Raw genomic sequence first — 20,946 nt, 5'->3', positions numbered from 1 at the left:
CTTTCAGGCTCATCACCATAACACGTGGTTGCTATTTTAACGACCAAGCTCAAGGCGCAATCTCAAAAAGAATCGTTCGAGGTTTCGGTAGCCATAACCACGACGTTTAATGAGCTTAATCTTATTGTTCGTCCCTTCCATTTTCCCATTCGATAGTGTCGATACAATGGTTTGACGCATCGCTTCTTCACGGCCACGAATCGCTTTCGCGATTTTCGCAAGAGGTCCGCATGGATGAAATTGATAACGTTCCAGCCAGTCTTTCAGTCTTCGGCATGCCTGCCCGTCGCACGTTGCTTTCAACACATATCGAATATGTTGGAGTCCTTGATAAAGATCCCGGGTAAACGAGTCTTCTAGAATACAAGAATGGGCGACCTCTCGATCTTCAAGAGCCAATGCTTCCGGACGACAAGCGAGAGCACGATCAATCACACGAACATGATGATGGCGTCTTGCCTCGTTCAAAAAACGACGCCGGCGGCGAAGAGCATCCGTAAAGAACTGGATGAGATGAAAACGATCCAGCACATGCGCTGCATTCGGGAAGACACGAGTAGTTGCCTTCGCCATCGCAGGTGCAAAATCACTGACGACAGAACGAACATCTCCCAGTACACCTTGAAGCGCAGCCGTAATCGCCGATACGTCCCGGCCCGGGACGATAGACAGAAGACGTCCAGTCTTGGCATCAAGAACGATCGTCGCATAGTGGTGTCCTTTTCTCGTGGCGAACTCATCGACGAGGATGTGTGTCGCCTGTCCCACTGTATCCACTGAAGCGTACTGATAAAACCACCGTTCCACAGTCGTATAAGGAAGTTCATATTCATGCGCAACATCTGAAATTGTCCGGCCATGGCACCGTTCTGTGATGCCTTTTCGGAACACTTCGGTAGAAGTACGGACGAGTCCGAGACCGTAGTCATATACGAACGTCAAATCACAAGAGAGGCATCTTTGACGTGGGACATCCAGTTCGATCCACAAGGCACCGACTCCCCACGCATGACCGTGTCGAAAACGACGACGCTTTTTCGAATGCAGGATGGTCTTTTTTTCGCATAGCGGACAAGGGATTTCATGTGTATCAGGAATGACAGGAAATACGTGCGGTTCTTCATCGGACGACATCTGGATTTGAAAAAGGGCTGGAAGCGGAAGAATTAATTTGATAAACTGTTGGGACAAGGCGAAAACTCCAATCGTGGTTTGTCTAGACAACAATTACGATACCGGGGTTTTCGCTTTTTTTCTATGTTCGATTTAAAATCCGATGGATTTTATGTGTCAACCACACCTTATGGTGATGAGCCACCTTTCAACCATTTTAAACATTTAAGATCAATTTATAAAAAATAAAAATAGTAATAAATACCCATTACTTTTATTCCTTATTATGTTAAATTTATTTTTTGGAATACTAAAATTGAAAGGTGATGTCTATGCTTGATTTTAATTTCAAAAAGACTGATGATAGCCTTTTAATCGCATGGCTAGTAATTATAGGTACAGTGTTGGTAAGGGCAATTACATTCATGTCTCTTCCTTTTCTTACCTTATATCTTGCATCAAGTGCTGGTTTGAGTTCAGTTCAAATAGGATTTGTTTTAGGGTCGGGATGGTTTCTGGGTATATTCGGAGGATTTATAGGAAGTTACTTGTCAGATAAACTCGGGAGAAAATCCGTTACAATTATTACCTTGGTACTATGGAGTATTGTTTTTTTTACTTTTTACTTGACATTAAATTTGTACATTATAATTCTCTTAAATATGCTCAATGGCCTCTTCCGCTCTTTATATGAACCTTTGAGTCAGGCTATACTTTCTGACAATCTACCCAATGAAAAAAAATTAAAATTTTATAAATATCGGTACACTGCCGCTAATATAGGAGCAGCAATAGGTCCTTTGATCGGAGCGGTTTTAAGTACAAAAAATATGTCAAATTCATTTCTTATAGCAAGTATCGCTTTACTTATTTACGCTTGTTTATTTGCTATTATTCTTCCTGCTCAAAGTAAAAGTTTATCCGTGAGTAATTTATCTTTACCTCAGACACTGTATCTTTTAAAAAAAGACACTTCTTTGATATTTTTAATAATCGCTGGTTCGTTAGTAGCCATCGGCGTCTCTCAACTAGATATACTCCCGTTGTTACTCACGTCTTCTGATGGAAAAGCAGTTTTTGCAACACTATTAAGTGTAAATGCTATTTCAGTAATCGTTTTACAACCTTTTATTAATTTATTTATAAAAGAAAAGTCTGAACTGAAAATTATGTTGAATGGTGTATTACTTTTCACAATAGGAATAATAGGTTTTGGCAGTTCTCAAAACTTATTAGTTTTGATAGCTTTTATGATAATTTTCACTATGGGTGAAATAATGATACTCCCTTTAGGTAGTATGTTGGTAGATAAAATTGCTCCCGCACATTTAAAAGGTGCATATTTTGGTGCTAACAACTTTAGAACTAGCGGGAACATGATTGGGCCCATCTTAACAGGTACATTTTTAAATATCTTTTTTAATCAGCTGAGTATGTTTTTCATAGCTGTTATTACTTTTTCAAGTTTATTTTTCTATTATAAAAGTATAGATTTATTTTCCAAAAAAGTTGAAAATTCAACTAAAAATGTATCATGAATTTTTGATTACATTATGTTATGTCTAATTTCGAATAGTTTAGTTAATTATCCTTCTAAGCCTGAGTCCCGTATTCATTCGAGACCAGGTTTTTTTTGCTACTTCTTCATACAAAAATGATTATACTACTCAATAAAATGATTGAGTTACAAATACAGTTTACTTTAGGAAACGAACTTTCAATGATGACTTTTACCCATTTTTGATTCAGGTGTTTGGACCAAAAATCACGTTCAGTCAATTTCGGTGCGGTCTTTATAACATTTCTATACAAAAATTTGGAACGAAACGCTCCTCATAGAAACTTCCCCCAAAAACCGTACAATATGTCCAAAGTCTCTCGCAGCAGATGCATGAGATAGTATTGCACCCTGATTTTCATGCAGTAGGATTGAAGCGAAAATCAGTAAAGGATATAACACGTAACTTAAGCAAGTAAGTATTGGACCTCCACAAAGACATAGCTGAGTACCTTTCTTGATCTACATGATCGATCAGTTTATTAGTTTGTAATCGGTCGTTCAAAAAAATCACCTTGCTTTCAAGAAGCTCTATCTCGTCATGAGGAGCACCACTAAATTCCGCTTCCTCTTCTATAACGACTAAGGATTTTAATACACATAGCATGATTTCTGTCGGATGGGCCAAGAGGTAGGAGTCACGAAAAGTATGTATTACTTTAATAAATCTATCGACAATAGCCAGGTTAAACCTTTATAGCGTGCGCTGAAAGTTGAAATAAGAAACCTACTACCTTCACATCATATTTGAACAGCTTGATAAACTTCATCATGCGATTCATCGTTACACTCACTTGTACGGAGAATGATATCAAAAAAGATTAAACAGCTTGAATCGGCTGGAATTCAAGACTCACGCCGTTTAAAGAGTCTTAATAGTTGCCCTCTCTCTACTTTTTGAGAGGAATGTCCCGAACATCAAGATTTGGGTGCATTTTCCTTTCATTACATTCATGTTGAGATGTTTCCATGAGTGAAACATCAGACGAGTTATTCTAAACAGTCGTTTCATTGATTTTAACTTCTGTATACCTCCTCTCTTTTTACATGGTGTAACTACCGTTAACGTCGTTCTATTTAACAATTGGCCATCAATCGGTTCTATAGTTAGTAGTGAAAATACCTACTGATTATGGAGGGATAGCGGATGCGGATTAGAGAATTACATATTAATATCAAAATCAGGATTCTAATTAATTTTCTTCAAAAGGTTACCCTGATTGCCATCTTTCCCTTCATGGCTATCTATTTCTCGAATCATTTTGGATTACAGGCTTCAGGAATTTTAATGATTATCGTTATAGTCGCGTCACTCATCGCAAGCTTTCATGGTGGATATCTATCCGATGTCAAAGGACGAAAGGTCGCATTGTTCCGAGGTGAACTGTTGCGCTTCTTATCTGTTATTATGATGACGGTTTGTCAAATTAAGTGCAACACTTCTTCCGTGAAGACCTCGTATGCAGTTTTCCAGTTGAGACATTTTCGCGGTCTCCCATTGATCCAGGCGAGCGCTTGAGCGAGTTCAGAACGACTGACCTTTCCGAAATCTGTCCCCTTCGGGAAAAATTCACGGAGAAGACCATTGGCGTTCTCGTTACTCCCACGCTGCCAAGAAGAATACGGATCCGCAAAATACATCGGTACGCCTAACGTGTCACGAATTCGTTCATGACAGCTAAACTCTTTTCCACGATCTGTCGTCGCAGTTTGGAACGTTCCCAACGGGAAGTAAAGATGCAATGCTTGAATCGCAGACTCCATCGATTGAGCGGACCGATCTTCCATCGGTACAGCGAGATAAAAACGGCTCTTTCGCTCGACGAACGTTGCGACACAGGCTTTGGATTTCCCTCTACACGAGACAACAGTATCAAGCTCCCAATGTCCGAACGTTTGGCGCCCTTTGACGTCAGACGGACGTTTACTGATTGGCAGTCCGACGTTAAAGCGTCCACGCGTCTCACGTGGTTTCTGACGCTTTCCCTTTTGTCGAAGGAGTCCAGAATCGGCCTCGACGAGGCCCATATAAATCCAACGATAAATTGTCTTGAACGAAAGTCCTTCTTCTTGGAATAATCGTCCGGCAATCTGTTCAGGGGACCACGTCTCCCGTAACTTTTCGAGGATGCGGACTCCTTTTTCGAGCGTAAACTTCGTCCGTGCACCGCACTTCTTTTTTCGCTCCACATAACGCTGGTCGGCATGGGAAGAATCATAGTGAGGATTTCGTTTCAATTCTCGTGAAATCGTAGAAGGTTGACGCCCCAGGCGTCCAGCAATCTTTCGGACAGAGAAACCTAGCTCGAGATACGTCTCTATTTTGACTCTTTCTGATGTGGTAAGATGAACATAGCTCATAACGAATCCTCCGTTGAATTTTGTGTGGTAACTCTATTCTACACGAGGTCGTTATGGGTTTTTTTGTGTTTTCAGCTAGGTGTTGCACTTAATATTACAATTCGTCACATTAAAATCTGGCTTTTTTCCAATTTTTAAAGGTTGTAATATAGGTTCGTTCCAAATTGTACGTACTAATTTGTCATAACTTTCTTCAAATGAACTTAGATCTGAAATTTCTATTCCTAATGTACCATTTAAATAATCAAAAGGCGGCAATATGGATATCTGCTTTGTAACGTTTCATTTCCTCTATTTCCTCAGGAGCGGTATAAACAGCATCCATCGAAAATTTTTGCATTTGAACCGGCATGATGATTCGATCCTGTGCGACAAGTGCGCAACGCGCATATGGATTTAACGCAGAAGTGGATCCTGGACAATCGATCAAACAGATAACAAAGAACTCTTCTAGACGAGCTAATTCTTCGCTTAAACGATACTCATATCCTAATTGACTCGTCAGTCCTGTTGGGGATGCTGATCGACGTGTAGGTACTAAATGAATCGTGCCGTTCTCATATTCACACGTGACAATGACGTGTTCAATCGGCACATAAAATGGATCATGTTCTTCCATTAAACAATCAAGAAGTACTTTTCCGTCGTAATCATCTGTCAAGCCAAGATCGTTTGTGGTTGAAGCCTGATCATCGGCATCGATGACGAGGACACGTAGTCCTTGTCGTGCGTATACATGGGCAAGGTTAATCGTCGTCGTCGATTTTCCGACGCCCCCTTACGATTGTATAATGCGATTTTCTTCACTGTTCTTCCTCCCCTTCTAGCTGATCGGTATTCTGATCATTCTCCACAATGTCACGGCTGATCGTGTCTTCTATTATGTTTGAGAGGTACTCACTAATGCTGAGTCCTTTCGCACTCGCCATCATCCGAATACGTTCAGATGTTTCTGTTGGCACTCGCGCCGAGACAACCGTCGATGCCACCTCTTTCTGGCGAAAAGCACGTACTTTTACACCAGACGTACTAGATCGATTGGCACGAATCTCTCGAACGGTTGCTTGCTCAATTGGCTTGCGTCCCTCTTCTACAGGAAGACCATGTAGCACAACATCTTCCGGATCCTCGACATACATCAATTCAAAGATTTTTGAAGCCGGTAAGGTACCCAGTGACTCTTCAAATGGTTGTAAGGTGTCATAGGCCTTAACGTAGCGTGAGGCAAGCGAATTTGAGAAGCTGACGACATCTAAAAAATTTCGCCATTCTTGCTTATCATGCATTTCCAATCGAGCGATTGAAAGACGTTTCCCAATTTCAAAGACTGAGATGGTTTGAACCTTGGCTAGCTCTTTTATCTCAACCGCAAGATTTTCAAGATCACGCGAGACCGGTAACTTTTGCACAACAGATCCGATATCGGTTAAACCACTCCGGTAAGGATGTTGCTCTTGCGGCTTTACTTTATGAATCTGTTTATTCCGTGCCTTCATGTTGATTGCCTCCGGTCATGTGACGTGCAAGTTCTCGAAACGGTAGCGCCAGTTCTAGTCCTTCCTTTGACTTGTATTAAAGAACACTTTTCCCATTGTCTGCTGCTTTCTCAATAAAGGCAGCTCGACGAACGGCCGGAAGAACGGCAAGATTCTCCGCATGTGCTAACTGCTTCATCGCCTCTACATATTCCCGATCTCCTTTTAAACCTAAATCGATGGCAACTGGCATAATACCTGTTACGTCGAGAGTAGCATTATAGAACTTTTTCACCTGACGAATGGTGCGAATGGTACTACCTAATTGATCGAATACGAGTTTCTTTGGCATAAAGGGTACGACTACATGATCCGCACATGACAGGACCACTTTTGACAGTTCATTAATAGAAGGAACTGAGTCCAAGATAATCCAGTCAAACTCCTTTGCAAGCGGAGCAAGCATGTCTTTCAACAAGAAACTCTTGTTTTGTTTCGAAATCAAATTGATGAGTCGTACATTCCTTTCATTTGAAGGGGGGAAGACTGATATTATATTTTCACATCAAATAAGACTTCTTCAATTGCGAGACGTTTCGCCTGTGCGTCATACAGTGTCACAACAAAAGGAAAAGGGAGGAAGATCCCCGGATTCACCCTGGAAATTTCCCTCCCTTTGTTCAGTTTAATCAAGAGACATCTTCACTTATGAGTCAGCCCCATTTTTTAGCTCACTCGACGTACTCATAGAGAACGACACTTTCAATATAGTGGATGAACCGACGTAACTCTTTTTCTTCTTCGCCGGACAAATCGCCTTCTTTTGACATCGAAGCGATTTCCTGGCGCTGGACTTCGATTGCCCGCAGACAAAGTTCTTCTTTTTGTTGATCGACATCGGCTTTTCCACCGACCGGTGACGACCAGCGCGTATGCTTAAACCGTAACCGTTTGTAGAATTCAAGCACACTTTGAACGACATCGGGCGGATAATCGCCGCGGCATCCTTCGAGCCGGGTGATGACTCCTGTCATGACCTGTTCGTACAGCTCATGCTCGACCTGTGTCAAGTGAATCAATTGATCGGATGACATGTTCGACCGTTTCCGTTTCCATAAAATTTTCCGGATCGGTTGCAACAGACGGAAACGGGCTTCCTTATCAATGGCTTCGCGCCGGTTATCGATTGACCGGAAGACTTCTTTTTTCAACTGGTCCGGTGTTTTGTGCTCCTGCAGGAACTGCTTCGTAAAGTTGCGTTCCCACTGGACGGCCTCAAGCCGCAGTTTTTTCAGCTGTTGGTTGAAATGGGTTAATTCTTCCTCACTTTTCTCCTGTGCCCGTAGCAGACGCAGCATGACATGATATTCATTTAATAAATCAAAGGCGACGGTCGAGTTTTCTTCCTGCACGACCTGTTTGATTTCCGTGATCGCCCGTTTGACCATCCGCTGTTTATACGAATTCAAATCGAGTTCCGGCTGGGCATCGGCCTCACCGCGGTTGAGCAACGGTAAAAGGATTGTCGCGAGAACGAGTGTGAAGATGATGACACCGGCCGCGAGGAAAATGATCAGCGACCGTTCCGGGAACCCTTCTCCTGATTCGGTTACGAACGGTAATGACAAGACCCCGACCATCGTAATCGTTCCGCGGACGCCGACGAGTGTCGTGATGACATCCTGCTTAAACGACGGTTTGCGGTGATCCGCTTTTTTCAGGAAGCGATGGTCGAACCAATTGAAGAACATCGTCCAAATCAGACGAATCAACAGAATGACCGTTCCAATTTCAATAACGAACGACATCAGACGCCAATTGTTGATCGCATCATCGGCAAAGATTTCGCGTGTCGCTTCCGGTAACGTCAGACCGAGTAACAGGAAGATGATCCCGTTCAGGATATAGGCAATCATCGTCCAGATGTTGTCGGTCAACGTCTGTTCCTGGGCAAAAAACGTTTCCGTCCGCTCTTTAATCAAGGCATGGAGAATACCGCCGGTCACGACTGCGATAACGCCGGACGCATGCAAGATTTCTTCTGCCACAAAAAAGATGATGAACGGTGTCAGGATTTGCAACAACGCATAAAAAACGACATCTTCAATTCCTGTCCGCCGTAATTTCATCTTCAACCAGTTCATCGCGACACTGATGGCGAGACCAACGACTGCTCCGACAGCGAACATGTAGACGAATTCCGTCGTCGCCTGTTGAATTGAAAAGTAACCGGTGACGACGGCTGCGACTGCGTAACTGAAGGCAACAAGTCCTGACGCGTCATTGATCAACGACTCTCCCCGGACGAGATTTAAAATCTGTTCCGGAATCTGAACCCGTTTCGCGATCCCGTTGACGGCAATCGGATCGGTCGGCGACAGGATTGCAGCGAGCGCAAAGGCCGCCGCAACCGGAATGACCGGTACGAGCCAGTTGATGAAGTATCCACCGATGACCGTCGTCAATAAGACGAGGACGATGGCATTACCGAAAATGGCAGCGCGCATCTTCCACAGTTCATCGCGCGGAAAATGTGAACTGTCGTTATAGAGCAATGGAGCGATGAATAATAACAGGAACCATTCCGATTCGACTTCAATCTTCAGTCCACTGATTAACAGCGCGGCAATCGTTCCGACGACAATTTGTATCAATGCCGTCGGAATGAAGCGGATGTAGTGACCGAGGACTTGCGTCAAGATGATTAAGGCAAGCATTAACAAAATGAGTGATAACGTTTCCATAGAAAACCCCTTCCATATTCAACTGTTTCTCTAGCTTTATCGTAACATAGTTTCTCACTGACTTAGGGGAATCCTCCCTTTTCAGTCTCTATAGAATGCGAGTAATTCCCTGGCCTGCTTTTTAATATCCTCCCGGAGTGCCAACGGTTCAAGCACCTTGACCTCCCGACCGAGTCCAAACAATTGCCGGCCGAGAAACGGTAATTCCGCAACAGGGACGGACCATGTCCGTTGTTCGTTGAGCGGTAAGATTCCTTCGAGCAACCGTTCCCCGAGTAATGTCAACTTCAAGCGGACCGTCACCTGTTCCCCCGCCTGCCCTTGTTGATCTGCCTCCTCGAATGTCATCCGTTCCGATGGGATAGCCGTCTCGGTCACCTGTTCCATCCGGTCAACGCGATATTGGCGCAATCCCCGGTCCGTTTGCGCAAGCAGATACCAACGGTTGCGCTCAAATGTCAGACCAATCGGATCAATGAGGATCGTCCGTCGACCGCTTGTCGTCTGGTAGACCATCTCCCCTTTGACTTCCGCTTCCATCAAACGCAATAAGTCACGTGTCAAGGGAGACGGTGGTGTATCCGGTCGTGCAAAACGGACCCGTCCTTTGAGACGGTCCAACTTGGCTTCGAGATCGGACGGCAGTTCGTGCAGATACCACTCGGCAAGATTGCCCCGCAACGCACCAAACGGCAAATCGGGAATCTGTCCGACCCAGTCGAGCATCAAAAACAGGGTGATGGCTTCCTGTTCCCGCAAGGCAAGCGGTGGCAACAAACGATTTGGTAAGACCCGGTAGCCACCAGCCGGTCCGCGTTCACTGTAGATTGGATACCCGTTCGCTTCGAGCTCAAGTAAATCCCGCTGAATCGTCCGTAAGGAAACCTCACAGGATTCCGCCAGTTCCCGTGCCGTCAGAAGTTGTTGCCGGTTCAGCAGACGCATGACTTTTAAATGACGACTTTTCATAAAAATCCCCTCTTTAATTACGACATCTTTTGTCATGATTATACCGTAGACTAAGTGTAGAACAAACAACAGGAGGAGTTACGATGACAAAAACCGTTTTATATATCGCCTGCAGTTTAGATGGGAAAATCGCCCGTTCGAACGATTCGCTCGATTGGTTGTTTGCTGTCGAAGGCGACGGTGACAATGGGTACGCGACGTTCATGGAAGACGTCGGTGCCGTCATCATGGGCCGAAAGACGTTTGACGAAGTCTTGGTGCTGAGCGAAGAGTATCCGTACCCGACCATCGACAACTACGTCTTGACCCGGCAACCGGGCAAACAGTCGGAACACGCAATCTACACGAATGAACCGCTCGATGCCTTAATCAACCGGATCGGTCCGACGATTGACGGTAAGATTTGGCTCGTCGGCGGCGGTGAATTGATTCAAGAAGCGTTACGGTTGCAACTGATTGATCAGCTCGAACTGGCGATCGCCCCGGTCGTCCTCGGCAGTGGAATCCCGCTGTTTCCGGAAGGGACGCTTGAAACCCGGTTCAACCTGACCGGTTGCCGTCCGTCCAGACAATTCATCATGGCAACGTATGACGTCTTAAGATGACCTGCTACGCAGAAAAACCTTTGAAACGATGCATTTAATCCATGCATGTGTTCAAAGGTTTTTTCTTGATGACGGCATTTCATTTTATCCGTTCAATCATGATCGTCGGCAACCGACACAATCACATTGCCGTGCTTCTGTCCGGAATCGACGTAACGGTGAGCGGCGACGATATCCTCAAGCGGATACACCGTATCGATGACCGCTTGGATCTTCCCTGCTTCAAACCACTCATTCAGCTGGGTTAAATCGTCCTTCAGTGCCCGGGCGACGCCTTGTCCGGCGACTGAACGAAACGCTCCGCCCGCCTTGACATGCTGGCGTGCCGTCCGTTTCTCCACCTTTCCGGACGCATCAAACACCGCGTCATACATCGTCAGCGCAGCATCGTAGTCCGGTTTTGTATAATCGACGACGATGTCCGCGCCAAGACGTTTGATCATCTCAGCATTCCGCCCGCTACAGACGCCCGTCACATGAAGACCATATTCTTTCGCAATCTGGACAGCGATCGAACCGACGGCTCCGGACGCCCCGTAAATCAGGATGGTCTTTGCCTGCTCGAGGTTCAGTTTCCGGAAAAAATGCAGAACGGTCGTTCCGCCAAACGGAAGACTGGCTGCTTCTGCAAAGCTTGCGTTGCGCGGCATCTGCTGGACACACTTGTTTTCCTTGATACAGGCATATTCGGCATACCCGCCAAAACGCATTCCGGTCAGGGCGTAGACACGATCGCCGACCTTGAAGTTTTTTACACGGTTACCCGTCGCGACGACTTCACCCGCTAAGACGACTCCTAAAATCGGCTGTCTCGGTGCTTTCCATCCGACGACGAGACGCATCGGGAGCTTTCCGGCTGCCGGGACGTCGAGCGCCCGCAGACGACGGTCCCCGGAGTGCACGGCGGAAGCATGTACCTGAATCAGCAGATCAGATTCTTTCGGGACAGGCTGTTCGACCTCTTGTAACTTCAATACATCCGGCGGACCATAAGCAGTACAAATGACGGCTTTCATTGTATCCCTCCTCAAGCAGATTTGTTACTAATAGGAATACGACAGTGAAGTCATGAAAGCCTGCTTGTTTTGATCAATAGGTGAATCCATCAGCGTTCTATTTTCTCAAGCAATCAAGATTTAATTTTCGTTTTTTTCGGTTTCGGTTCCGTCCATTTAAAGATACCGTTCATGAAATTAAAGATTCGTTTCGATTCTTTTGTCATAAGTGGTCCGAGGATGGCCAGAATCAACACGTACAGGGCCGAGAACGGCGACAGGATATCCATCAGTCCGCCGGCGATCCCGAGATTCGCAACGATGATTGAAAACTCACCACGGGAGACGATTGTCAGACCAATGTTCGATGACGCTTTGTGCGACAGTCCGGCTCTGCGTCCGGCAATCATGCCGGCGACGTAGTTCCCGACAATCGTGATGACGACGGCACCAAGTGCGAGCCAAACGGCATCGAGCAGCATCGTCGGATCAATGCTCAGTCCGAAACTGAAGAAGAAAATGGCACCGAAGAAATCACGGAACGGAACGACGAGGTGTTCAATCCGCTCCCCTTGATCCGTCTCCGAAAAGACGAGTCCGAGCAGTAAGGCTCCGATGGCTTCCGCGACATGAATCGTTTCTGAGAAACCGGCGACGAAAAACAATGACGCAAAGACAACGATGATGAAAACTTCATCGGACGCAATCTTTAGCATCCGGTTGAGGAGTGGTGTTGCTTTCCTTGCGATGATGAAAAACAGCAACATGTAACCGAGGGCAATCAAAATTGAGGTTAACGAACCGAGTAAAGTGGTCCCGCCACCAAGCAGGAGTCCGGACAAGACGGACAGGTAGACGGCGAGGAAGATATCTTCGAACATGATGATGCCGAGAATGAGTTCCGTTTCCGTATTCCCGGTCCGGCGCAAGTCGACCAAGACTTTCGCGACGATTGCACTGGATGAGATCGTGATGATTCCGGCGATGATCAGTACTTCATATAACGGGAAGCCGGCGATGAACCCGTACAGCAAACCACCGGTAAAATTGATCGAGAGATAAATCGTTCCACTCGTGACGATTGATTTTCCCGACCGGATCAACTTACCAATCGAAAACTCCAGTCCGAGATAAAATAACAGGAACAGGACACCGATGCGTCCGAGGAAACTGATGAACTCTGCACTTTCAATGAACTTGAAGTCTAGTATCCCGATTGTCGGAGCGTGCGGCCCAACGATTATTCCTAAGATAATTAAAAACGGAATAATCGAAAAATTTAATTTATTCGCAAGCAATGCTGCGATCGCCACTAAGATAAGCGCGGTACCGACTTCAAATATTAAATGATCCATATATTATCCGCCTCCTTCGATGGAGAATAGGGCTTTCGTGATATGGCGGATATATTGACGTTCACCGGACAAGACGATCGTATCGCCTGCTTCAAGACGTGTATCCGGTCCCGGATTCAATGATTTTGATTTATCGTGTTTCAAAACAGCGATGATCGAGATGTCATACTGATTACGAACATCAAGTTCACCGATCGTCCGATTGTTGACGGTTGAATCCTCACCGATCTTAAACCATTCGATGACAAGATCGTCAAACGCCAGTTCAATTTTTTCGAGATCTTTCGGTTTGTACGCAAGGCCCCCTAAAATACCAGCCATCTGCCGTGCTTCCGCATCGTTGAATGTCACGCTCGAGATGCTCTCATCAAAATCGTCGTCGTCATAATGGTGCATTTCCCGGCGACCGTCGTCATGGACGATGACGACCACCTTGTCTCCTCGAGTTGTGATGCCTTCGAACTTCCGTCCGATTCCCGGTAAATCCACTTCGCGCATATCCATGTGTAGTTCCTCCTTTGAATTGGTCAATCGATTGGTTTACAAATGATGATTGGCTTTCTGGATGAGTGCCTTGAATTTTTCGTCACTCAATATATCTTGAAGGTCATGCAGCTGTTTTAAATCCGCTTTCGCCATGATGACAAACCCGTCTTCCTCGATGAATGCAACGCGATCTCCTTCCTCCACCTGTAACGCTTGTCTGATTTTTTTCGGGATCGTAATCTGTCCCTTGGACGTCAACTTGGATAGCTCCATTCCGAACTTCCTTCTTTCTTTTTCTGATTTTCCTTACTTCCTTACTTTTCTTATTTCTAGCATAACATACTTCAAGTTTAATTCCGAGTACTTTGCTTTGAATTAATAAAAAAGAATCGATTCCCTCGCTTAAATCCGCCTTCAGACGGGCAATCTTTCATGTCGGTTGTTCTATACTGACAGAAAGAAAGGAGGGATTGATCATGAAAAAATGGCGTCTCATTTATTTGCAACTGGTTTTCACTGGAATGCTGATTGGTTTGTTCGGATTAGCAGGAGTCGCGATTTCCCTGTTTATTAAAAGAGCACAAAAAGGATTCTCACTGGATATTTTACTGGATAAACCGGGTTATTTTATTTTGATGGCGGGACTATTAGCATTCATCCCTTGTCTGATTGCCTTCATCCATATCTTGAAAATTCTTCGTTCCCTCAAATCGAACGCAACCGTTACACCGATTGCCGCTTCATTCGGGATCATCACAACGTGTTTTTATATCATCAGTGCCGTCGCACTCTGTTTATTTCCTGTCATGTTCATCGTCGCCGACCGTGATGATGCGCCCGGTCTCATTCTTTTTGCTTTCCTGCTGATTTTGATCCCCTTTACATTCAGCGTAATCAGTTCGCTTCTACAGTCACTTCTACAGAAACCGGATTCACGTCCTGAATAAGTAATTGAATTCTCGTATAGCACATCATCCACACTTCCTGTATACTTTTGGTAAAATATGTATGACTAAAGTAGGTGGACTATCGTGTCTCGCACTTCAACGCTACTTCTCTCATTCGGTATCTCCCAGTTCGGAGATTTTGTGTATTTAGTCGCCATCAATGTCTACCTCTATCAGCTGACCGGATCAGCCGCTGCCGTCGCCGGTCTTTGGATCATTGGTCCACTTGCCTCCCTGTTCATGAAATTTTGGGCCGGCAGCGTGATTGACCGGGTCGATGTCCGGCGATGGTTGATTGGAACAGATGCGATCCGTGCACTGCTCGTTGCCTTAATTCCCCTGATTTCGACGTTACCGTTGATTTACCTGACGTTGTTCGGACTGGCGCTCGTCAAAGCGTTTTTTGAACCAGCCGCAATCAGTTATCTGACGCAAATCGTCCCGGAAAACAGCCGCAAATCGTTTAATGCGTACCGGAGTCTGATTACATCAAGTGCTTTTTTGATTGGTCCGGCCATCGCCGGATTATTGTTGCTTATCGCAACACCGGGAGTGGCTATCTGGATCAACGCGGTGTCGTTCCTCGTATCCGGTCTGTTACTGCTTACTTTGCCGTCTATTCCGCGCGCAGCATCTACTCCAAAACTACAGGTCGGGGATCTCGCAACAGATTGGCGGACTGTGAGCCGCTTCAGCCGTACCAATCGTTTCGTTTGTCTGATTTACATACTCGGGATTCTGTCCATGAGTCTCGCTCTCGCGATGGATGCCCAGGAAGTCGTGTTTCTACAGACAGTCGTCGGTCTGACCACAACCGATTACGGACTTCTGATCAGCATCACGGGAATTGGTTCCGTCCTCGGTGGTCTGACCGTGGCACGTTTTGCGAACCGGCTGTCGCTCAAGGCATTACTCGTCAGCGGTTATCTGTTTGTTGCGCTCGGTTACTTACTTTATGCGACTGCCGACTCATTCCTGATGGTGACGGTCGGATTTTTGTTACTCGGCTTTTTTAATACGTTTTCCGGAACCGGTTTCCTGACGTTTTACAAAAACAATGTCCCGCACGATTTGATCGGGCGCTTCACGAGCCTGTATGGTCTTGGTCAAAGCCTGGTTCAAATCCTGTTCATTTTAGTGATTGGTTTTACCGGTGATGTGCTCCCGCTTCGGTTCAGCATCATCGTTGCCGCCGTCCTGCTTGCGGGACTGAGTGTCGTGCTGATTGTTAGTGTTCTGCGATCAAACAAGGAAGCATTTTTCCGCGAAGATCAGACAACAAAACAAATTTCTTAATTCCTACACTACTTATAAGGATGTGCTCCACTATGAAAATTTTAATCGGCCAACCCAAACAGGAAACCCAACTCGAACAATTACGACGTGAGATTGCCGCCTATCCGGACATCAATCTCCTTCTCTATCCGGAAGGGTATTGCCGCGAGACAGATGTCGCGACGTTGCGCCAGTTAGCAAAACAGTATGCGACGATCATCGTGACCGGTTACCGCGACGCAAACCGTTTGGACCGGGCACTGATTATCAATGCAGAAGGAGAGCTCCTGCTCGACCGGGCGAAGACACCGGAAGCGGGTCCGCTCTATACGCCGTCGACCGCCATCGTTGCCGGGCAAGCAGCCGGATATCTGCTTTGCCGCGAGATTTTTCTCGGATTGGATGGTCTGAAGCACGATACAGTGGATATCATCTTTAATCCAATCGGTGTCGGAATGTTTAGTGAGGAACAATACACGGACTGGTCCGGTGAAGCACAAAAAATCAGCCGCCAGCAATCAGCACTATTCATCGGAACGAGTCACGCCGACGGGTCTTACCGGAATTGCGGCTTCTCGATTCCGACGGCGTTTGCGTTTAACGCGAGCGGCGAAGCCATCTTCCTCTCAAAAGATGATCCGCGGACGCGAATTCTCGATACGGTGACGCATACGGTCGAATTCGTGGATGCTTCATCCGTTGAACAGACGATCTAATCAAAAACCCCCAAACCGGCGAACCGGATTGGGGGTTTTGACTCATTGATGTTGTTCCGTCTGTTGTGTCGACTCTTGACGCAATACGGTGTACTCCTCACGTAACATCGAATACATCTTGACGTCGTGAAACGCTTCTTTGATGAAGATCAATCGGCGCAACGTTCCCTCGTACGTCATGCCGACTTTTTCCATCACCCGGGCGGAACCGATGTTGCCCTCCATGCACCGGGCCTGGATACGCTCGAGTCTGAGTTCTTCAAATCCGAATACCATGACACGTGCGACGGCTTCCGTGACGATGCCTTTGCCCCAGAACTGACGCGATATCGCATAACCGAGTTCCGCTTGTTTAGTGTCATCGAGCAACAAATGGATGAAGTCAATCGTTCCAATCATCTTACCGGTTTCCTTCCAAACGATCGCCCATGGTGCTTCTTTCCCCTGTTCGTAGTTCGACAGGACGTAGTTCAGAAACTGTTCTGCCTGCTCAATCGTCTGATTGGCATTCCACGTCACGTATCGAGCGGTTTCCTCGTCTTGTGTATATTCGAATAAGTCATCGCGATCGCTTGCTTGAAGCGGCCGCAGGATCAATCGTTTGGTCTCAAGGACCGGTAAGTATTGGTAAAATTCCGTTATCGTCATGTCAGTTCCCTCGTTTCTTTTTGGCTCATCACCATAACACGTGGTTGCTATTTTAACGACCAAGCTCAAGGCGCAATCTCAAAAAGAATCGTTCGAGGTTTCGGTAGCCATAACCACGACGTTTAATGAGCTTAATCTTATTGTTCGTCCCTTCCATTTTCCCATTCGATAGTGTCGATACAATGGTTTGACGCATCGCTTCTTCACGGCCACGAATCGCTTTCGCGATTTTCGCAAGAGGTCCGCATGGATGAAATTGATAACGTTCCAGCCAGTCTTTCAGTCTTCGGCATGCCTGCCCGTCGCACGTTGCTTTCAACACATATCGAATATGTTGGAGTCCTTGATAAAGATCCCGGGTAAACGAGTCTTCTAGAATACAAGAATGGGCGACCTCTCGATCTTCAAGAGCCAATGCTTCCGGACGACAAGCGAGAGCACGATCAATCACACGAACATGATGATGGCGTCTTGCCTCGTTCAAAAAACGACGCCGGCGGCGAAGAGCATCCGTAAAGAACTGGATGAGATGAAAACGATCCAGCACATGCGCTGCATTCGGGAAGACACGAGTAGTTGCCTTCGCCATCGCAGGTGCAAAATCACTGACGACAGAACGAACATCTCCCAGTACACCTTGAAGCGCAGCCGTAATCGCCGATACGTCCCGGCCCGGGACGATAGACAGAAGACGTCCAGTCTTGGCATCAAGAACGATCGTCGCATAGTGGTGTCCTTTTCTCGTGGCGAACTCATCGACGAGGATGTGTGTCGCCTGTCCCACTGTATCCACTGAAGCGTACTGATAAAACCACCGTTCCACAGTCGTATAAGGAAGTTCATATTCATGCGCAACATCTGAAATTGTCCGGCCATGGCACCGTTCTGTGATGCCTTTTCGGAACACTTCGGTAGAAGTACGGACGAGTCCGAGACCGTAGTCATATACGAACGTCAAATCACAAGAGAGGCATCTTTGACGTGGGACATCCAGTTCGATCCACAAGGCACCGACTCCCCACGCATGACCGTGTCGAAAACGACGACGCTTTTTCGAATGCAGGATGGTCTTTTTTTCGCATAGCGGACAAGGGATTTCATGTGTATCAGGAATGACAGGAAATACGTGCGGTTCTTCATCGGACGACATCTGGATTTGAAAAAGGGCTGGAAGCGGAAGAATTAATTTGATAAACTGTTGGGACAAGGCGAAAACTCCAATCGTGGTTTGTCTAGACAACAATTACGATACCGGGGTTTTCGCTTTTTTTCTATGTTCGATTTAAAATCCGATGGATTTTATGTGTCAACCACACCTTATGGTGATGAGCCTTCTTTTTACCATTATATAGAAAAAATAACAGGAATGCGATACAGTGAAAAAAATATATCCGGAGGTATGCATTATGATATTTCAAGCTGTCCCAATGACAGTTGATCAGGCAACTGCCATTCTGAAGTGGACCTATCCGCCGCCGTACGATTTTTACAATATGGAAACGTCGGAGGAGGCATATGCTGAACTGCTTGACGGTTCCTACCAGGCCGTCATCGCTCAAAAACAACTCGCCGGCTTCTTCTGTGCCGGCCGGTCCGCGCAAGTACCACCCGGTCGTTCACTCCATTTGTATCCAGATGACCACTTGGATATCGGGCTTGGCCGTCAACCTGAACTGACCGGACAAGGAACAGGATTTACGTTTTGTTCATTTGTCCTCGATACCGTCAAATCCCAGACTTCCTTCCCCTTCCGTTTGACCGTTGCGACATTTAACGAACGGGCGATTCACCTGTATGAACAGCTTGGATTTCGACGGCAAACGACTTTTTCGACTGCTCATGCCACGTTTCTCATCATGACACAATCTCATACGTAAAACGCCATTCCAATTTTATACCGGAATGGCGTTTTCCTGTTACTGCTGCCGTTTGTTCTTGACCGTTTCCACCGTTTGAAAGACATTCGAATACATGGCGGTAATATGTCCCTTCGTTTTAACATCGTTGTATAACCCGTATGTCCAAAACAAGGTCGTTTTCCCGTTCAAGTAACCGGCTGCATAATCCGTCGTTTCACCTGCTGCTTCCTTATAAGAAATCCAGTCCGCGATGAACGGCACGTGGCCCTTGTTCGATCCGATGAAAAATGTTGGAATTCTCATCTTCAGATAGATGTCAGCATACTCCCCTTGATCCGCTTCCAGTAACTTGTTCGGCATGATCAGTACAGCGTCGAACGTTGAAGCGATCTGCTTGCGATTCTTTAATTCACCGAACGAAATCTTCTTTAGACGGACGTTATCTTCCCGGACTTCCGGTGTTTTTCCGATATAGGCAATGTTCAACGGTTCACCCGTATACTGAGGAAAGTTTGGCTCGTTTGGCTGTCCGATCCCACATCCACCGAGCATGAGGGTCAGCGGAATCAAACAAAGAAGTCGTTTTTTTATATTGCCACTCCTTTAAATAAATAACGGAAGATACTCGTCAAAAATCCGCGTCATGACTTTTGGTGTGTTTTCGATGTAGACGTTGATCTGTTCCTGGTTCGACTGAAGCGGATCAAGATCCGTCTCATCCGTCGGAACATCCGAAATCCCTTTAATGATGATGCATTCGACATCATTTTTAAGACAGATGTAGGCAATTGCCCCGGCTTCCGTATCGGCAATCGTGATGCCGTTCTCCTGCAGTTCCAGATAATCTTTCCACATGACGACGGCGCGGTCCGCCGTTCCGATCGTCCCGGTCTGATAATCGTTCCCGTATTTCGCGACATCCATTTCAACGATGAACGACGGTTTAAGTAACGGCTCGACTTCCTTCACCGTACAGTCATATTGGACGGCACGATTCGGAATAATGATGTCGAGGACGTCAAACCGTTCGTCGATTCCGGCACACGTCCCGATGACAAGCACTTTTTGAAGCGGAAAATGCGCCAGCATGTACTGGTTTCCACCGACACCATTCACTTTCCGGACACCGGTACTGTAAAAGACGACCGGCGTCCCGTTGATTGTCCGACAAAAGTATTCCCCATACGGGTACGTGATCCGTTCCGTTTCTTGTACATGAAAGTAATCCAGCGTCGCCTCAAATTCCCATACCGTCGCGATGCTGACACCCACCATGAAGCGATTCTTACCAACCGTCTCCGAACTCAATCCCATTTTTCCTCTTCATCCATCCAAATACGCCGCTTCAAGTCAAACGTTTCTCCTTCGTCGTGGACATTAAAATAGGCTGGCAGTTGAACCCGCTCTCCGCCGGCTTGTTGCCAACACATGCCGAACCAATCCGCAAAGAGTTGTCGTTCCTGCTCGATCAAGATTTCTTCATTTTCTTCATGGAATACATCAAAGTCATCCGATAACTTCGGTGTGACGTGATAATACACCGCCTCGTCAAGCATCGATTTACTGCCGGCAAACCCCGGTGTCCCATCTTCTTCAAACACTTCATTGGCTTCTCGGTCCATCGAAAAGAACATGATTGATAGATCATGCCGCGATGGTTCGATAAACGCAGAAAAATCTAGCAGTTCGACATCCGGTGCAAAGGTTGCCCCCGCGATTGCCTTCAAATTGTTGACCAGCACGTCTGTGTGCTGCGCAAGATTCGTTTGGATTGAAGCTAAATACTCATCAACTGTAAACATAGGTATTACCTCCATTACTGTTCTGAACATCCTGTACT

General features: G+C 46.2%; 22 protein-coding genes and 1 pseudogene. 7 read left to right on the top strand and 16 right to left on the bottom strand.

Going from position 1 to position 20,946, the window contains the following annotated elements:
* Positions 1 to 36 precede the first annotated feature (36 nt).
* Positions 37 to 1,191: an ISL3 family transposase gene (locus P404_RS0115990; protein WP_034774026.1), complete on the bottom strand. Its 1,155-nt coding sequence runs from the start codon at positions 1,189 to 1,191 to the stop codon at positions 37 to 39.
* A 248-nt stretch (positions 1,192 to 1,439) separates the two neighbouring features.
* On the opposite strand from P404_RS0115990, the gene P404_RS0115985 reads away from it, so the two are divergent.
* Both P404_RS0115985 and P404_RS19150 read left to right on the top strand, forming a co-directional pair.
* Complete coding sequence (locus tag P404_RS0115985; RefSeq protein ID WP_081809611.1) at positions 1,440 to 2,651, top strand: MFS transporter; 1,212 nt, start codon at positions 1,440 to 1,442, stop codon at positions 2,649 to 2,651.
* Positions 2,652 to 3,818: 1,167 nt separating this feature from the next.
* The gene (locus P404_RS19150; RefSeq protein WP_420864601.1) at positions 3,819 to 4,190 is read left to right on the top strand and encodes an MFS transporter; all 372 of its coding nucleotides are present in this window, start codon (positions 3,819 to 3,821) and stop codon (positions 4,188 to 4,190) included.
* Here the strand turns inward: P404_RS19150 and P404_RS0115980 are convergent.
* The 6 genes and pseudogenes from P404_RS0115980 to P404_RS0115950 form a co-directional block, all read right to left on the bottom strand.
* Positions 4,094 to 5,032, bottom strand: coding sequence for an IS30 family transposase (locus P404_RS0115980; protein ID WP_026830694.1), 939 nt, complete (start codon positions 5,030 to 5,032; stop codon positions 4,094 to 4,096). The two genes, P404_RS19150 and P404_RS0115980, sit on opposite strands and share 97 nt — an antisense overlap.
* A gap of 244 nt (positions 5,033 to 5,276) precedes the next feature.
* A pseudogene (locus tag P404_RS0115975) lies at positions 5,277 to 5,798 on the bottom strand (ParA family protein); the annotation flags it as partial.
* Between the two features lie 37 nt (positions 5,799 to 5,835).
* Positions 5,836 to 6,528: a DUF3102 domain-containing protein gene (locus tag P404_RS0115970; RefSeq protein ID WP_026831320.1), complete on the bottom strand. Its 693-nt coding sequence runs from the start codon at positions 6,526 to 6,528 to the stop codon at positions 5,836 to 5,838.
* A gap of 76 nt (positions 6,529 to 6,604) precedes the next feature.
* Entirely contained in the window at positions 6,605 to 7,012 is a 408-nt protein-coding gene (locus P404_RS0115965; protein WP_236624439.1) for a ParA family protein, read from the bottom strand.
* Between the two features lie 226 nt (positions 7,013 to 7,238).
* Positions 7,239 to 9,251, bottom strand: a complete 2,013-nt coding sequence (locus tag P404_RS0115955; protein ID WP_026831318.1) for a Na+/H+ antiporter — start codon at positions 9,249 to 9,251, stop codon at positions 7,239 to 7,241.
* An 81-nt stretch (positions 9,252 to 9,332) separates the two neighbouring features.
* On the bottom strand, positions 9,333 to 10,220 hold the full coding sequence (locus tag P404_RS0115950) for a helix-turn-helix transcriptional regulator (protein WP_026831317.1): 888 nt from the start codon (positions 10,218 to 10,220) through the stop codon (positions 9,333 to 9,335).
* Positions 10,221 to 10,303: 83 nt separating this feature from the next.
* On the opposite strand from P404_RS0115950, the gene P404_RS0115945 reads away from it, so the two are divergent.
* Positions 10,304 to 10,825 (top strand): dihydrofolate reductase family protein, encoded by a 522-nt coding sequence (locus P404_RS0115945; protein ID WP_026831316.1) that lies wholly within the window; start codon positions 10,304 to 10,306, stop codon positions 10,823 to 10,825.
* A gap of 92 nt (positions 10,826 to 10,917) precedes the next feature.
* Here the strand turns inward: P404_RS0115945 and P404_RS0115940 are convergent, their stop codons facing one another.
* From P404_RS0115940 to P404_RS0115925, 4 genes are all read right to left on the bottom strand, one after another.
* Positions 10,918 to 11,841, bottom strand: coding sequence for an NAD(P)-dependent alcohol dehydrogenase (locus P404_RS0115940; RefSeq protein ID WP_026831315.1), 924 nt, complete (start codon positions 11,839 to 11,841; stop codon positions 10,918 to 10,920).
* 113 nt (positions 11,842 to 11,954) lie between these two features.
* Positions 11,955 to 13,175, bottom strand: a complete 1,221-nt coding sequence (locus P404_RS0115935; RefSeq protein WP_026831314.1) for a cation:proton antiporter — start codon at positions 13,173 to 13,175, stop codon at positions 11,955 to 11,957.
* A 3-nt stretch (positions 13,176 to 13,178) separates the two neighbouring features.
* A complete protein-coding gene (locus P404_RS0115930) occupies positions 13,179 to 13,679 on the bottom strand; it encodes a cation:proton antiporter regulatory subunit (protein WP_026831313.1) in 501 nt (166 codons plus the stop codon).
* A gap of 36 nt (positions 13,680 to 13,715) precedes the next feature.
* Complete coding sequence (locus P404_RS0115925) at positions 13,716 to 13,934, bottom strand: AbrB/MazE/SpoVT family DNA-binding domain-containing protein (protein ID WP_026831312.1); 219 nt, start codon at positions 13,932 to 13,934, stop codon at positions 13,716 to 13,718.
* A 203-nt stretch (positions 13,935 to 14,137) separates the two neighbouring features.
* On the opposite strand from P404_RS0115925, the gene P404_RS0115920 reads away from it, so the two are divergent.
* From P404_RS0115920 to P404_RS0115910, 3 genes are all read left to right on the top strand, one after another.
* Positions 14,138 to 14,608: a DUF2975 domain-containing protein gene (locus P404_RS0115920; protein ID WP_026831311.1), complete on the top strand. Its 471-nt coding sequence runs from the start codon at positions 14,138 to 14,140 to the stop codon at positions 14,606 to 14,608.
* 84 nt (positions 14,609 to 14,692) lie between these two features.
* Positions 14,693 to 15,904: an MFS transporter gene (locus P404_RS0115915; RefSeq protein WP_236624438.1), complete on the top strand. Its 1,212-nt coding sequence runs from the start codon at positions 14,693 to 14,695 to the stop codon at positions 15,902 to 15,904.
* Positions 15,905 to 15,936: 32 nt separating this feature from the next.
* Positions 15,937 to 16,599 carry a hypothetical protein gene (locus P404_RS0115910; protein WP_026831309.1) on the top strand — a complete coding sequence of 221 codons (663 nt, stop codon included), beginning with the start codon at positions 15,937 to 15,939 and terminating at the stop codon, positions 16,597 to 16,599.
* A gap of 42 nt (positions 16,600 to 16,641) precedes the next feature.
* Here the strand turns inward: P404_RS0115910 and P404_RS0115905 are convergent, their stop codons facing one another.
* The gene (locus P404_RS0115905; RefSeq protein ID WP_026831308.1) at positions 16,642 to 17,247 is read right to left on the bottom strand and encodes a GNAT family N-acetyltransferase; all 606 of its coding nucleotides are present in this window, start codon (positions 17,245 to 17,247) and stop codon (positions 16,642 to 16,644) included.
* A 52-nt stretch (positions 17,248 to 17,299) separates the two neighbouring features.
* Positions 17,300 to 18,454, bottom strand: coding sequence for an ISL3 family transposase (locus P404_RS0115900; protein ID WP_034774026.1), 1,155 nt, complete (start codon positions 18,452 to 18,454; stop codon positions 17,300 to 17,302).
* 199 nt (positions 18,455 to 18,653) lie between these two features.
* Here P404_RS0115900 and P404_RS0115895 point away from each other — a divergent pair, with 199 nt between their 5' ends.
* On the top strand, positions 18,654 to 19,124 hold the full coding sequence (locus P404_RS0115895) for a GNAT family N-acetyltransferase (protein WP_026831307.1): 471 nt from the start codon (positions 18,654 to 18,656) through the stop codon (positions 19,122 to 19,124).
* A gap of 39 nt (positions 19,125 to 19,163) precedes the next feature.
* Here the strand turns inward: P404_RS0115895 and P404_RS0115890 are convergent, their stop codons facing one another.
* From P404_RS0115890 to P404_RS0115880, 3 genes are read right to left on the bottom strand one after another with little or no spacing between them, the layout of a single operon-like run.
* Complete coding sequence (locus tag P404_RS0115890; RefSeq protein WP_209548486.1) at positions 19,164 to 19,658, bottom strand: hypothetical protein; 495 nt, start codon at positions 19,656 to 19,658, stop codon at positions 19,164 to 19,166.
* Positions 19,659 to 19,709: 51 nt separating this feature from the next.
* On the bottom strand, positions 19,710 to 20,420 hold the full coding sequence (locus P404_RS0115885; RefSeq protein ID WP_236624437.1) for a 5'-methylthioadenosine/S-adenosylhomocysteine nucleosidase family protein: 711 nt from the start codon (positions 20,418 to 20,420) through the stop codon (positions 19,710 to 19,712).
* Entirely contained in the window at positions 20,411 to 20,908 is a 498-nt protein-coding gene (locus P404_RS0115880; protein WP_026831304.1) for a hypothetical protein, read from the bottom strand. Before P404_RS0115880 ends, P404_RS0115885 begins: the two co-directional genes overlap by 10 nt.
* Positions 20,909 to 20,946: the final 38 nt, after the last annotated feature.

The sequence above is a fragment of the Exiguobacterium antarcticum DSM 14480 genome (genome assembly GCF_000685865.1).
Lineage (GTDB): Bacteria > Bacillota > Bacilli > Exiguobacteriales > Exiguobacteriaceae > Exiguobacterium_A > Exiguobacterium_A antarcticum.
The sequence above is the reverse complement of the archived record's forward strand: the minus strand, read 5'-3'. Positions and strand labels throughout refer to the sequence as shown.

Bases quoted from the DNA above. Each gene is read 5' to 3' on its own strand.
- P404_RS0115985 (WP_081809611.1), top strand. From the start codon at position 1,440: ATGTCTATGCTTGATTTTAATTTCAAAAAGACTGATGATAGCCTTTTA.
- P404_RS19150 (WP_420864601.1), top strand. From the start codon at position 3,819: ATGCGGATTAGAGAATTACATATTAATATCAAAATCAGGATTCTAATT.
- P404_RS0115980 (WP_026830694.1), bottom strand. From the start codon at position 5,032: ATGAGCTATGTTCATCTTACCACATCAGAAAGAGTCAAAATAGAGACG.
- P404_RS0115970 (WP_026831320.1), bottom strand. From the start codon at position 6,528: ATGAAGGCACGGAATAAACAGATTCATAAAGTAAAGCCGCAAGAGCAA.
- P404_RS0115955 (WP_026831318.1), bottom strand. From the start codon at position 9,251: ATGGAAACGTTATCACTCATTTTGTTAATGCTTGCCTTAATCATCTTG.
- P404_RS0115950 (WP_026831317.1), bottom strand. From the start codon at position 10,220: ATGAAAAGTCGTCATTTAAAAGTCATGCGTCTGCTGAACCGGCAACAA.
- P404_RS0115945 (WP_026831316.1), top strand. From the start codon at position 10,304: ATGACAAAAACCGTTTTATATATCGCCTGCAGTTTAGATGGGAAAATC.
- P404_RS0115940 (WP_026831315.1), bottom strand. From the start codon at position 11,841: ATGAAAGCCGTCATTTGTACTGCTTATGGTCCGCCGGATGTATTGAAG.
- P404_RS0115935 (WP_026831314.1), bottom strand. From the start codon at position 13,175: ATGGATCATTTAATATTTGAAGTCGGTACCGCGCTTATCTTAGTGGCG.
- P404_RS0115930 (WP_026831313.1), bottom strand. From the start codon at position 13,679: ATGGATATGCGCGAAGTGGATTTACCGGGAATCGGACGGAAGTTCGAA.
- P404_RS0115925 (WP_026831312.1), bottom strand. From the start codon at position 13,934: ATGGAGCTATCCAAGTTGACGTCCAAGGGACAGATTACGATCCCGAAA.
- P404_RS0115920 (WP_026831311.1), top strand. From the start codon at position 14,138: ATGAAAAAATGGCGTCTCATTTATTTGCAACTGGTTTTCACTGGAATG.
- P404_RS0115910 (WP_026831309.1), top strand. From the start codon at position 15,937: ATGAAAATTTTAATCGGCCAACCCAAACAGGAAACCCAACTCGAACAA.
- P404_RS0115905 (WP_026831308.1), bottom strand. From the start codon at position 17,247: ATGACGATAACGGAATTTTACCAATACTTACCGGTCCTTGAGACCAAA.
- P404_RS0115895 (WP_026831307.1), top strand. From the start codon at position 18,654: ATGATATTTCAAGCTGTCCCAATGACAGTTGATCAGGCAACTGCCATT.
- P404_RS0115890 (WP_209548486.1), bottom strand. From the start codon at position 19,658: ATGCTCGGTGGATGTGGGATCGGACAGCCAAACGAGCCAAACTTTCCT.
- P404_RS0115885 (WP_236624437.1), bottom strand. From the start codon at position 20,420: ATGGGATTGAGTTCGGAGACGGTTGGTAAGAATCGCTTCATGGTGGGT.
- P404_RS0115880 (WP_026831304.1), bottom strand. From the start codon at position 20,908: ATGTTTACAGTTGATGAGTATTTAGCTTCAATCCAAACGAATCTTGCG.